Annotated in this window: 13 protein-coding genes and 2 pseudogenes; 13 read left to right on the top strand and 2 right to left on the bottom strand. The window is 60.4% G+C overall.

From position 1 onward, the window contains the following. The first annotated feature begins 7 nt into the window (after nt 1–7). Together FHS81_RS15755 and FHS81_RS15750 are read left to right on the top strand one after the other, a co-directional pair. The gene (locus tag FHS81_RS15755) at nt 8–727 is read left to right on the top strand and encodes an alpha/beta fold hydrolase (protein WP_183754562.1); all 720 of its coding nucleotides are present in this window, start codon (nt 8–10) and stop codon (nt 725–727) included. After that, nucleotides 718–870: pseudogene (locus tag FHS81_RS15750) on the top strand (transposase); the annotation flags it as partial. The gene FHS81_RS15755 and the pseudogene FHS81_RS15750, both read left to right, overlap by 10 nt. A gap of 236 nt (nt 871–1,106) precedes the next feature. Here FHS81_RS15750 and FHS81_RS15745 read toward each other — a convergent pair. Continuing rightward, a complete protein-coding gene (locus FHS81_RS15745; RefSeq protein ID WP_183754560.1) occupies nt 1,107–1,871 on the bottom strand; it encodes a 4'-phosphopantetheinyl transferase family protein in 765 nt (254 codons plus the stop codon). A gap of 180 nt (nt 1,872–2,051) precedes the next feature. Continuing rightward, nucleotides 2,052–2,808 (bottom strand): annotated as a pseudogene (locus tag FHS81_RS15740) (IS5 family transposase). 192 nt (nt 2,809–3,000) lie between these two features. On the opposite strand from FHS81_RS15740, the gene FHS81_RS15735 reads away from it, so the two are divergent. From FHS81_RS15735 to FHS81_RS15690, 11 genes are all read left to right on the top strand, one after another. Further along, the gene (locus tag FHS81_RS15735; protein ID WP_183754558.1) at nt 3,001–3,252 is read left to right on the top strand and encodes a hypothetical protein; all 252 of its coding nucleotides are present in this window, start codon (nt 3,001–3,003) and stop codon (nt 3,250–3,252) included. Between the two features lie 290 nt (nt 3,253–3,542). Continuing rightward, complete coding sequence (locus FHS81_RS15730; RefSeq protein WP_183754556.1) at nt 3,543–5,648, top strand: hypothetical protein; 2,106 nt, start codon at nt 3,543–3,545, stop codon at nt 5,646–5,648. A 153-nt stretch (nt 5,649–5,801) separates the two neighbouring features. Continuing rightward, nucleotides 5,802–6,119: a hypothetical protein gene (locus tag FHS81_RS15725; protein WP_183754554.1), complete on the top strand. Its 318-nt coding sequence runs from the start codon at nt 5,802–5,804 to the stop codon at nt 6,117–6,119. Nucleotides 6,120–6,587: 468 nt separating this feature from the next. Beyond that, complete coding sequence (locus FHS81_RS15720; RefSeq protein ID WP_183754552.1) at nt 6,588–6,962, top strand: hypothetical protein; 375 nt, start codon at nt 6,588–6,590, stop codon at nt 6,960–6,962. Beyond that, a complete protein-coding gene (locus tag FHS81_RS19315; RefSeq protein WP_343052519.1) occupies nt 6,940–7,368 on the top strand; it encodes a protein tyrosine phosphatase family protein in 429 nt (142 codons plus the stop codon). The genes FHS81_RS15720 and FHS81_RS19315 overlap by 23 nt, the downstream gene beginning before the upstream one ends. 42 nt (nt 7,369–7,410) lie before the next feature. Further along, entirely contained in the window at nt 7,411–8,307 is an 897-nt protein-coding gene (locus FHS81_RS19310; RefSeq protein ID WP_343052518.1) for an MBL fold metallo-hydrolase, read from the top strand. Between the two features lie 3 nt (nt 8,308–8,310). After that, nucleotides 8,311–8,742, top strand: a complete 432-nt coding sequence (locus tag FHS81_RS15710) for a YeeE/YedE family protein (protein ID WP_183754550.1) — start codon at nt 8,311–8,313, stop codon at nt 8,740–8,742. Beyond that, nucleotides 8,742–9,182 (top strand): DUF6691 family protein, encoded by a 441-nt coding sequence (locus tag FHS81_RS15705; RefSeq protein WP_183754548.1) that lies wholly within the window; start codon nt 8,742–8,744, stop codon nt 9,180–9,182. Before FHS81_RS15710 ends, FHS81_RS15705 begins: the two co-directional genes overlap by 1 nt. Before the next feature lie 25 nt (nt 9,183–9,207). Then, nucleotides 9,208–11,001: a SulP family inorganic anion transporter gene (locus tag FHS81_RS15700; protein WP_183754546.1), complete on the top strand. Its 1,794-nt coding sequence runs from the start codon at nt 9,208–9,210 to the stop codon at nt 10,999–11,001. Continuing rightward, the gene (locus FHS81_RS15695; RefSeq protein ID WP_210281771.1) at nt 10,988–11,389 is read left to right on the top strand and encodes a DsrE family protein; all 402 of its coding nucleotides are present in this window, start codon (nt 10,988–10,990) and stop codon (nt 11,387–11,389) included. The genes FHS81_RS15700 and FHS81_RS15695 overlap by 14 nt, the downstream gene beginning before the upstream one ends. A 59-nt stretch (nt 11,390–11,448) precedes the next feature. Next, a complete protein-coding gene (locus FHS81_RS15690) occupies nt 11,449–11,880 on the top strand; it encodes an OsmC family protein (protein ID WP_183754544.1) in 432 nt (143 codons plus the stop codon). Nucleotides 11,881–11,892: the final 12 nt, after the last annotated feature.

Raw genomic sequence — 11,892 nt, 5'->3', positions numbered from 1 at the left:
GGCTAGGGTGTTCGTACCCTGGCTCACCGATCCCCGCACGCCTGTCACCCTGCTCTGCTTTCATTGCGCAGGGGGCAGCGCACAGAGCTTCTTTGCTTGGAAAGCAGCCGCCCGCGGCCTTTGCGACCTGCTGGCAGTCGAGCTGCCTGGGCGCAGCCGGCGCTACCAGGAGGCATTCGCCAGCTCGATCCCGGAGCTGGCGGCCGAGATCGCCCGGGCCTCCATCGGCCTGACGGAGAAACCGCTGATATTCTTCGGCCACAGCCTCGGTGCCCTGCTAGCCTATGAGACCGTCCGCGCGCTGCTGCGCCTCGGCGGGCCCACGCCCAGCCGGCTGATCCTCTCCTCGCGCCAGAGCTGTGACTGGCGCCCCGTCCACAGCGGCCTGCCGGAACTGCACGACGTCGCCCTGCAGCAGTACCTGCAGGACATGGCGGGCACGCCCCGGCAAGTGCTGGAAAACCCGGCACTGGTCGCCATGGCCCTCCCCCCGCTGCGCGCTGACCTCGAGCTGCTTTACAACTATCGCTACACGCCCGCCCTGCCACTTCCCATACCCATCTCGGTGCTGGGGGGTATCGACGACGCGCATGTCCCTTTCGAGTCGCTGCTGGCATGGAGTCGCGCGACTGAGCGCGCTTTCGAGCTTGAGATGATCGACGGCGGTCACTTCGCCGTCATGGAGCAACCCGGCCGCGTGCTGCACAGCCTGAGCACATGCATATAGCTAACATAGAGATCGTCACTGATGGCGGCCGTCGTCGGCGCTGCAGCGCGGCGGAGAAGCGGCGGATCGTCGAAGAAACGCTGGAAGATCATGACAGCATCTCGATCGTGGCGCGGCGCGATGGCGTTGCCGACTTATATCGCCGGATCACCGCACTCCTGAACCGGCAGTTGCGCTCAAACGGCTCAACGCCGTTGAACGCATCCCCTTCTCGAAAGCATGTGCGGCCTTTTTGAAAGTCTAGCTGGTCAATGCCAAGCCCAACATTGGGCGACGCCAACGTCGGCTGCCTCGTCCATATTGCCCCGAGTAAGAGCCGGTCGTGCGGGGCGCGCCTGGTGTCCTATAGCGTCGTCCAGTTCGCCGCTGGCGCGAAGGCTCATGGGCGCGGGAACAGCGCGCTCCCGCGCCGGACGGCCCACCGATAGGCAACGCATGGGGCGCCGCCACCCGAGACCGCCAATGCCAAGCGGTGCTCGAGTGTCGGGCGCTCCCGGAAAAATGCCCAGCGTCCGGAGTCGTCGGGGCATTTTTCCGTGAAGGAGACTCGGGGCGACGGTTGCGAGAGATCGAAGGCGAAGCCGTCCAGTGGCAGCGCGAGCCCCATTCCGCGCGCCTTGATATAGGATTCCTTGAGCGTCCAGTAGGCGAAGAACAACTCGTGCCGCTCCTCGGGAGGGGCGGCCAAAATGGACGCGGTTTCCGCCGGAGCGAAGCTGTGCCGCGCAAGTTTCTCGATATCGGCGTGGCGCCTCGCCCGCTCCACGTCCACGCCGACGTCCATTCCGCGGGTCACGGCGCATACAACCAGCCCGGCGGTGTGGGACAAATTGAAAGTTAGTCCGGTTCCAGAGGGCGTCGCGATCGACGGGCATCCGAAAGCGTTCACGACAAAGCGCCACGCCGCTGGCGGTACGTCAACGTAGCGGGAAAGGGTGGTCCTGACGAGCACACGCCCCATGAGATGCTGCAGCGCGGCCTTTTCGTCCCTGAAGCGCCGATACCGTTCTAGTTCCCAAGGGTCGAGAAAGTCCTCAAAACCTGCCGTTTGCCGGTAGAAGGTGCTATCGAGACGGATAAGCCAAACGTCGATACGTTCGCGGGCGAGATGTGAGATCGGCGGATCACCATCGTATATTTCCAAGCTTGGCATGGCATTCTGACTTGCTTTTCTCGAACCGCGACGGTTTTTTGGGGAAGCTCCAAATCTTGAGCAGAATGAAGCATTGCAAGCGAGATCACGAATAAACTTTTCCTCGGGTGCCTGAACTTGAGCTGCTGCCGGTTTTTGTGGACATCGGGTTAAACTAGGCTGTGTCTGCATTCACTTGAGCCATATCACTGCGCAAGCTAGGTGAACGAAGCCCATGAAGGCTGTAAGTGACTTTTCGCAACGCAGGGCGATGCGTCGGAATCGTTTGAGTTTGTTGAAGAAACACTCAACCTGATGACGCTCCTTATAGAGCGGCCAGTCAATAGGAAGAGCGCGCTTTCGCGTTGGATTGGCCTTGATCTGGGCTTGGGCTCCGAGATCCTTTGCGATGAAAGTCCGCAGCCGATCCGCATCGCAGGCTGCGTCCGCAATGACATGACCGATGCCCCTGAGCCCGGATAACAGCCCTTCCGCCTGAGGACAATCTCCTCACTGCCCAGCAGTTGGATGGGTTTGTACAGGCAAGCTGAGCGCGTCGACCGCTACGTGCAGCTTGGTTGTCAGGCCGCCGCGCAAGCGGCCGATCGCGGCAGCTTGAGCCCCCTTTTTGCTCCCATCGCATCGGCATGCACCTTGCAGATCGTGCTGTCGATCAGGACATACTCAAAATCGGGAGCGTCAGCCAACGTCTTGAAAAGGCTCTCCCAAACCCCGGCATGAGACCAGCGTCGAAAGCGGGCATGAACCGCTGTCCACTTGCCGAACGTAAGCGGCCGATCGCGCCAGCGAGCTGCGTCACCAGCCATCCATAAGATAGCGTCGACAAACAATCTGTTGTCGACGCCGCTGCGAACCGGGGTTCCCGCACGGCCGGCAAGTACCCTTCGATCCGCGTCCATTGCTCATGAGTCAGTGTCCGTCTGCTCAAGGTCCGATCTCCTTCGCAGACGTTGAATCAGATCAGAGACTGAAACGGAATCCATGAATGCAGACACAGCCTAGAGCGTGACGGAAATGACCGGCTTAAGGAATTGACCCGGCGTGGTGAGGAGGTGTGACTGCGCCTGAAACGACTCCTCAAGGCGATTGAGATGGGGCGCTCAGCCTGGATGAACCAGCGTTGCAGGAGCGGCTGGCATATCTTCAGGCGTTGCAAACTCGAACGGGAGAAGAAATCAGAAGCCTTCACGCCGAGCTCAACCACGCTGACTTCCTAGCCATTCCACCTTCGTTGGTGCGCAAGATCATCAAGGTAGCAGAGCAACGCCTGCTGGAGCGAAGACATGGCTTTCGCCGCAGCTACGTGTCCGCCTTCGCCGCACGGATCATTGCTGAGACGGGAAAAATGGAGATTATGTGTGCGAGACAATAGATGTCTCGCATATCAGGTGCACTCGGCAGCTCAGCGCCCCATTTTCGCCGTTAGCGCCCCACTGGGGCGATCCTAAAGCCGGTCGTTCATTCATCCGCCAAGGGTACTATCGGGGATGATCGCTAGCGTGCTTATTTGCTAGGCGGCATTTAGCGATAAGTGATTAAGGCTGCCCTTCGCACTGATGTGGTGGCGGGTGCCCGTATTGAGGCGCTCTACTGTTATCGCTCGCAGTCGCAACCGATTTCTCGATACAGATCGCGTTCTGCACCTGCAAAGAGGTATGTTCTATGATGGCAGATCCATCCACCCTCGGCCGTTCCGCGGTAGACGCGCTGCACGCCTCGCCCGGTGCTCAGTATCTCAACCGGGCCCATGCCCGGACCTTCTCACTCAATATTCTCGAAATGAATGCGCTCGAGTTGCGTGAAGCCGTCATCCGCGCGCACGATGCAGAACTCAGTCTCGACCTCTTCTTCGAGAAGAACAGGGAGGCCAGCCAACAGGCTCATCGTGAGATTTCTCGCCATCTCCACAATTTCCTGGCTGCTGCCAAGACGCTTGTCGACCATACGCGCGCGCTTGTCGCGGAGCATTATGATGGGACACCCCTCCAGACCGCTTATCAGGACCGTCTCAATGCCGGTCCTGGAAGGGAACCGGTCGTGGCCTTCATCCATGACCTGCGCAACTACATGCTGCACAGGGGGCCGCCCGGCACCAGCATGTTTGTCCGGTTCGACCGGAACGATCCTGACACGGATGCGACGATCAAGACCGGCATACATCTGGAGCTGACATCCCTTGCAGCGTGGCCCAAGTTGAGTGCAAGAGCACGCCAGTTCATCGCTGATAAAGGCGACAAGCTCGACTTCCGGCAGTTCGTCGACGACTATCTGACCCATGTCCGCGCGCTGCATGCCTGGCTCGATCAGGAGTTGGAGACGCTGCATCGGGAGGATCTGATCGAGACGGCGAGACTGGAAGCCGAACTTGAACAGCGCGGACGTGGGATGGCGCCTCCTTCACTGCCGAACCCCGAGACGGCGTCTGTCGAGAGGTTCCAATGGAGCCCCGAACACGCGCGTGCGATAGACGAAGCCGCTATCAAGCTTGTCTCAAAGATACGAGCCCTTCGTTTTGCAGCTCGGCCGTCGCCCTCATTTCCGAGCCAGCGGCACGCAGCTGCCACGATCACGCCAGATGATCTCGTCGATACGCCGGTTTTTACCGGCCAAGATGCGGACGGCATGCGTGTCGTCGCGTTCATCCACACTGACACGACGCCCTACGGCTTGGCCGAGGACGATTTTTCTGGCGTTGCCACGCTAGCCGATCTCGTCCGCGAGACACCGTGGGCCGCCCAGTCGCTTGGGCAGAGCTTTATCCAACAGACTTTCATCATCTGGGCTCGTTCTGCGTTCTCTGGCTCGGATGCAGAAAGCTACTCGGACGCACTCAGTGCCGCAGCCAGGAACACAGTTCGGACATGTCGCGTGCTGGCGCCGGTTGCCTATCTCGAAGTCCAATCTGCTTTCCAGCTTGGTCCTGTCGCCATCGAGCCGCTCGGCATCCAACTGATCGAAGATTTCCGCAGCCGGGGAGGCGAGCCGTCACCCGAACAGGCGGCGGATGTGGACGCGCTCCTTTTGCAGATGGAAAGAGATTTTGTGGGTCACGCCGCAATCGCGATCGAACTCATAGCCGAGCCGCACTTCGCGCAGGAAAAGGCACTTCTAATAGCGCAGGATTGCGTCGCTCTCCTGCGCGTTTTCTGTCCGGAATCGATTGTTGCCGCCCTCCTCTGTCCGATGGCACTTATGGGCGCCGAGATCATGCCCTCATCCAAACTGATTGTTCTCTCCGAGAACGAGGCTAGTCTCACAGACAGTCTGCTTGTCAAAGACATCGTGCATTGGCGGCTCTCGGATGCCGCCCGCGAGCGGATAATGGAGCAGGGTCTCGCGCTGGCCGGGCGCCTGATCGCGATCGAGGGGCTCACCCCTTTCGCGCTCGACGTGCGGGCAAGCCTGATCCGGTTCAGCCAGGGACTAACCTCACCCGATCCACTGGTGCGCCTCACCCAAAGTTTCGCGGCGTTGGAAGCCATCCTCCTGCGGCACAGCGTGGAGCCACGGGAACCGAGCGTGGCGCGCCGGATGGAGCTCCTCTTCCAATCTCCTCCCGGCGAACCGGGGGGTGTGGGCGAAACCGTGATGCGGGGATATGCGCTGCTTAAGAGCCCCAAAGTGGGGCCGCTCACGTCCAGCGAGACCGATCTGCTGGGCGCGCTTGCGGCCTATGCCCAGCCTGCACTCCTGACTGCGCTCCGCAATATCGAGAGGTTTCCGACGAGATCGACCTTTCTCGACGCACTCGATGAGCCTCGGGCCTGAGGAGGAGGAGGATGTCACCGTCTCGATTGGCGATAGACGGTTGCCCGGGATTGTGTTGCCGACCTGAGATCCGGTCTGGTTGGCAACCAGCTCTCCGAACGGTTGGGACTCCCGCGTTTCTTACTCGGCCAATCAAGGCCGAGGAGAACTCACATGGGCCATTCTCAATTTGATGATGCCAGCCGCGAGCGTGCAGCTTGGAATACCGGAAAGAAGGTCAGCACCAAGCGTCCTTTCACCCCGAAGCAGATCTGGGCAATTCGATTCTTCCTCGATCGCGAAAGACGCATTCGTGACCGTGCGCTGCCGTCAGAGGCGCTGCTCCGGACAGGGTCTCGTGGCTCATCAATCCTGAGAGCCGGCCATTTATCCCGTCATAGCTTGAAAACAGGCCGCACTCGCAGTTTATGCAATATCACCGCCAGCATTTTTTCAACAAATGAGCTGGTAGAAATGATTTCCGTGACATAATAATTGACAGATAGAGTGTCATATCAAATATAATTATATTTATATTCTGGTGACATCAGACGTGAATATGCTCCATGCAACGCGATCGGCTTATCGTGACCTCCTGCCTCGACAATACGCCCGCCATCAAGCACCAGGATGCAATCGGCACTTTGCATTATAGATGGCCGGTGAGCAACAATAATTACTGTATGGTTACATTTGAGCTTGGCATTACTCTCAAAGAAAACCCTTCGTTCTCGGCATCCAGACTTGAGGATGCCTCGTCAAGAACGTGCTCATGTCAGCCATGTCGAAGAGGATGAAAGAGCATTAGAAAGATATGGCGGGTATCCACGGTATTTCTTTCACCTAATCGGTGTGCTCGCAATGCTTGACGAGATCGAGGAAAATTGATCTGCGCGACCTTTTCTGTTCCAAAAGTGCCTGTCGATTACTCTGCTTAACCAAGTGACGCAAGCGCGCAAAATGAGCGCATTACGCAAGAAACGCCTCTACGATTTATATATGCGGCCGCACAAGCGGGCGAGTTGCATGCGCCAAGGCTTCTCTACAAATGTATTGCCTGTTCTGGGCCGGTGCCATCCGGAACAGGCGGATAGAACGATCTGGCAAGCATTTAATGTAAAGCGCGACTTGCTGGGCAATCACGCAAATTTGGCACGGTGGAGCAGCCTAGTCACCTGTCGTCCTGTACCCATGCCTCTTACCAGCGCCTGTTTTTATTCATTTAATTTATTGCATTTTTTTGATTGCATTATATTGAAATATAATTTACATCACCATCAAGTGCTTACCGCTGCAGATGGGGAGAGCGTCTGTGAACCCAGTCGTAATCAATGAGCGTTTCGCCGTTTGTGGGCAAATCCGCCCGAAGGACATCGCGGATATCGCGCGGGCGGGATACGCGGCGATCATCAACAACAGGCCCGATGGCGAGGTATTCCTGCAACCGTCCGCCGCTGCGATCTCCGCAGCCACCCAAGGCGCCGCAATGGAAAGCGTCAATATTCCCATAGCCGGTCCGGACATCACCGAGGCGAAGGTCCGCATGCTGCAGAAGGTGCTGGCCGAGAGCCGGGGGCCTGTTCTCGCCTTCTGCCGTTCGGGATCGCGTTCCCTGATCCTGTGGGCCATCGGCGAGGTTTTCGACGGACGCATGAGGAAAAAAGATCTCGTTCCCTTCGGAAATGCACGCGGCTTTGACCTATCCCGCGCCGTGGGTTGGCTGACCGAAAACGGTTACTGATCTGCCAGTCATCGCAACTCCATAGTCCAGAAGGAAACACCCATGCCCGGACACCCCGAAGTCACCGGCTTTTTCGACCCCCGCACTTGGTCAATCCAGTACGTCGTCGCCGATCCGGAAACGAAACAATGCGCCATTGTCGATCCGGTTTACGATTTCGACGAGAAGTCGGGCCAGACGGCCACGACCAATGCCGACCGGATCCTCGATTTCATCCACAACAAGGGCTACACGGTTGCGTGGATTCTCGACACGCACCCGCATGCCGACCATTTCTCCGCCGCCCGCTACCTCAAGGAAAAGACCGACGCGCCAACCGCCATCGGCGAGAAGGTCATCGAGGTCCAGAAGCTCTGGAAGGGCTTCTACAACTGGCCGGATTTCCCCGCCGACGGTTCGCAGTGGGACCGGCTCTTCGCGGATGGCGATACGTTCAAGGTCGGCAATATCGATGCGAAGGTGATGTTCTCGCCCGGCCACACGCTGGCTTCGATCACCTATGTTATCGGCGATGCTGCCTTTGTCCACGACACCCTCTTCATGCCGGACAGCGGCACCGCGCGGGCCGATTTTCCCGGCGGTGACGCTCGTGTGCTATGGCGCTCGATCCAGGCGATCCTTGCCCTGCCCGACGAGACGCGCATCTTCACCGGCCACGACTATCAGCCCGGCGGACGCGAGCCGCAGTGGGAATCGACCGTTGCCGAGCAGAAGGCCGCGAACATCCATATGGCCCGGTACAAGATCGAGGACGATTTCGTTGCCGCGAGAGAAGCGCGCGACCGCACCCTGGCGATGCCGAAACTCATCCTCCAGTCGCTGCAAATCAACATGAACGGCGGCCGCCTGCCCGTCCCTGAAGCCAATGGCCGGCGCTATCTCAAGATACCGCTCGACCTGCTGACCGGCGCGGCGTGGGATGAAATGGACCGGGACTGAGCCATGACGGTGTTTACCCCCATCACCTCTCTTCTCGGCGGCGCGCTTATCGGTCTCGCCGCCGTGATCCTCATGGCGATGCATGGGCGCATCGCGGGCATATCGGGCATCCTGTCCGGCCTGCTGCCACCCACGGCAGCAGATTGGGCATGGCGCGCCGCTTTCATAATCGGTGCGATTGCCGCGCCGGCGCTCATCGTGGCAGTCGCGGGCAACACGGTCATCGCTTTCGACAGCCCGGTTCCGGCCCCATGGCTCGTTGTCGGCGGCGTGATCGTCGGCGTTGGCATCCAGTTCGGCTCAGGCTGCACCTCGGGGCATGGCGTCTGCGGCATGGCACGGCTGTCGGTCCGCTCCATCGCGGCGACCCTAACTTTCATGGCGACGACAACCATCACGGTGTTCGTCATCCGGCATGGCCTGGGAGGCTTCTGATGGCGCGCGTTCTTTCAGCCCTCATCGCCGGCCTCGTCTTCGGCGCTGGAATCGCAATATCCGGCATGATCAACCCGGCGAAGGTTTTGAACTTCTTCGACTTCGCCGGATCGTGGGATCCGTCGCTCGCTTTCGTCATGGGCGGGGCGCTGATAGTCACGGCCGCTGGCTACCGCTTCGTGCTGCAACAGCCAAAGCCTTTGTTCGACAAGACGTTCCACCTACCGACAAAGCGGGATCTGGATCTTCCTCTGCTGGCGGGGGCCGCCGTATTTGGCACCGGCTGGGGCATCGCCGGCTTCTGCCCCGGCGGCTCCATCCCCGCGCTCGGCCTGGGCGAGATCAGCGCCGTGATCTTCGTGGCCGCGATGCTCGCCGGGATCGTCCTTGCACGCTTGATGCGCAAGGCCTTTGCGCCGCAAACGTCCGCAGGGAAATGACTTTCACCGGCAAATGAGCGCAACAATGAACGACAGCCCCCAATTTCCCCGGCCGGCACGCGCGCTCCCGTCGATCCGCAGGTTTCTGCCGATCCTCGAATGGGGGTGCTCCTACAGCCGCGCTACCCTGACCAGCGATCTGGTGGCGGCGGTCATCGTGACGATCATGCTGATCCCGCAATCGCTGGCCTATGCGATGCTGGCCGGCCTGCCACCCGAAATCGGCCTCTACGCCTCGATACTGCCGCTCGTCGCCTACGCGCTGTTCGGCACCAGCCGCACGCTTGCCGTCGGCCCCGTCGCCGTGGTGTCGCTGATGACGGCAGCGGCTGTGGGCGAAGTGGCGGCGCAGGGAACCGCCGATTACCTGACTGCCGCCATCCTGCTGGCGCTTCTGTCGGGCGTCATGCTGCTGTTGATGGGGATATTCCGGCTCGGCTTTGTCGCCAATTTTCTCAGCCACCCGGTCATTTCCGGTTTCATCACCGCCTCCGGGGTTCTGATCGCCGCCAGCCAGCTCAAGCATATTCTGGGAGTTTCGGCAGGCGGTGACACCCTTCCCGGCATCATTGCCGCGTTGGCCGCCAGTGCGGACATGACTAATCCGATCACCGTCGCGATCGGCGTTAGCGTGCTCGTTTTCCTCTATTTCGCCCGCAGTCAATTGAGACCTCTGCTCACCCGCCTCGGCGTGCCGCAGCGATCGGCGGACATCACCACGCGGGCAGCGCCCATTGTCGCCGTCGCGGTGACGATCCTGCTCGCGGGCAGCCTTGATCTGGCTTCGGAAGGCGTGGTCCTCGTCGGCGCGATCCCGCAGGGCCTGCCCGTTCCGGGTTTGCCGCAAATCTCCCTCGATATGCTGACAGCTCTTGCCGTTCCTGCCTTTCTTATCAGCATCATCGGCTTCGTCGAATCCGTATCGGTTGCGCAGACACTGGCGGCGAAGCGGCGGCAACGGATCGAGCCGGATCAGGAACTGATCGCGCTGGGCGCCGCCAACATCGCCGCCGCCTTCTCGTCCGGATACCCGGTGACGGGCGGGTTCGCGCGCTCCGTGGTCAATTTCGATGCCGGCGCCGAAACGCCGGCCGCGAGCGTGTTCACCGCGCTCGGGATTGCGCTTGCCGCGCTGTTCCTGACGCCGCTGCTCGCCAGCCTGCCGCAGGCAACGCTTGCCGCCACCATCATCGTCGCCGTCCTGTCGCTGGTGGACCTGCGCGAGATCCAGCGCGTCCTCGCCTACTCAAAAGCGGATTTCGCCGCCATGGCCGCGACGATCCTCGTCACGCTGCTGTGGGGCGTCGAACCTGGAGTCGTCGCGGGCGTGGGATTGTCACTGGCATTGCACCTCTACCGCACGAGCCGACCGCATATGGCGGTCGTGGGCCGGGTGCCGGACACGCAGCATTTCCGCAATGTCGAACGCCATCGTGTGGTGACGGAGCCGGGAATCTTGTCGATCCGTGTGGATGAAAGCCTCTATTTTGCCAACAGCCGCTATCTGGAGGACCGGATCGCCGCGCTCGTGGCTGAAGAGCCGGATGTCCGCCATGTCGTGCTGATGTGCTCCGCCGTCAACGAGATCGACGCCAGCGCCCTGGACAGCCTTGAGGACATCAACCGCCGTCTCGCCGACGCCGGGGTCACGTTTCATCTTTCCGAGGTGAAGGGGCCGGTCATGGATCGTCTCCGCCGGACGGATTTTCTCGAACGCCTCACCGGTCAGATCTTTCTCAGCCAACACGAGGCCGTGACCGCGCTTGCCGCGGCGCGACCCGATCCTTCCAGCACAGGAGAGTTCCATGAAAAGTGTTGAAACGAAAGCCGTTGAAATAAAGCCAGCCGACTTCGTTGCCACGATCTTCGACGGCCAATCCAACCCTGCCAAGGTCACAGTCGCCTTCACGATGGCGGTCAACGCACTCAACAAGGGCCACAGCGCAATCATCCTGCTGATGGTCGACGCCGTCGAACTCGGCCAGCCCGGCGCAGCGGACGGCATGGATATCGGCAAGCCCTTCCTCCCGGTGGCGGAACTGCTGGCGGACTTCCGCGCCAAGGGTGGACGCATCGCGATCTGCGCTTCGTGCATGATCCATAATGGTTTCACCGCCGGGCAGATGGCACCGGATTACGAGATCATCACCGCTCCCGATGTCGTCGAGGTGCTGATGGCGGCCAAGGGTTCGCTGCAAATCACCTGATATCCGAATTTTAACTGACATCCCGAACATCGATTTCTTTATAGATGAAGAAACCTGACATGTCTGACAAGCCCCTGCGCAATTTGGTTAACGTCCGCGAAAGCGGCTTCGGCCCCTTTGGCCAGTACATCAACATCGGTCATCATGTCATCGGCGCGGATGAGCCAGGCGCGATGGGCGGGCGGGACACCGGGCCGGACCCGTTCGAGCTGATCATGGCCGGGCTTGGCGCCTGCACAACGATGACGATCCGCATGGTCGCCAATCACAAGAAGTTTCCGCTTGAGGACGTGCGGGTAGAGGTTCGGCAGACTGCCGCCGCCACGTCCGGCACGCCCCATCAATTCGAGCGCATCGTGACCCTCACCGGCCCGCTGAGCGACGAACAACGGCGCATCCTGATCGAGATGGCGGACAAATGCCCGGTCCACAAGATGCTGGAAAGCGGCGCCGAAATCTCCACCCAGGCGTCCGACGCTGCGGCGGCCTGATCCCGTATCGCA

Origin of the sequence: Pseudochelatococcus contaminans (genome assembly GCF_014195635.1) — a bacterium.
GTDB classification, from domain to species: Bacteria; Pseudomonadota; Alphaproteobacteria; order Rhizobiales; family Beijerinckiaceae; genus Pseudochelatococcus; species Pseudochelatococcus contaminans.
The sequence above is the reverse complement of the archived record's forward strand: the minus strand, read 5'-3'. Positions and strand labels throughout refer to the sequence as shown.

Bases quoted from the DNA above. Each gene is read 5' to 3' on its own strand.
- FHS81_RS15730 (WP_183754556.1), top strand. From the start codon at position 3,543: ATGATGGCAGATCCATCCACCCTCGGCCGTTCCGCGGTAGACGCGCTG.
- FHS81_RS15725 (WP_183754554.1), top strand. From the start codon at position 5,802: ATGGGCCATTCTCAATTTGATGATGCCAGCCGCGAGCGTGCAGCTTGG.
- FHS81_RS15720 (WP_183754552.1), top strand. From the start codon at position 6,588: ATGAGCGCATTACGCAAGAAACGCCTCTACGATTTATATATGCGGCCG.
- FHS81_RS19310 (WP_343052518.1), top strand. From the start codon at position 7,411: ATGCCCGGACACCCCGAAGTCACCGGCTTTTTCGACCCCCGCACTTGG.
- FHS81_RS15710 (WP_183754550.1), top strand. From the start codon at position 8,311: ATGACGGTGTTTACCCCCATCACCTCTCTTCTCGGCGGCGCGCTTATC.
- FHS81_RS15705 (WP_183754548.1), top strand. From the start codon at position 8,742: ATGGCGCGCGTTCTTTCAGCCCTCATCGCCGGCCTCGTCTTCGGCGCT.
- FHS81_RS15700 (WP_183754546.1), top strand. From the start codon at position 9,208: ATGAACGACAGCCCCCAATTTCCCCGGCCGGCACGCGCGCTCCCGTCG.
- FHS81_RS15695 (WP_210281771.1), top strand. From the start codon at position 10,988: ATGAAAAGTGTTGAAACGAAAGCCGTTGAAATAAAGCCAGCCGACTTC.
- FHS81_RS15690 (WP_183754544.1), top strand. From the start codon at position 11,449: ATGTCTGACAAGCCCCTGCGCAATTTGGTTAACGTCCGCGAAAGCGGC.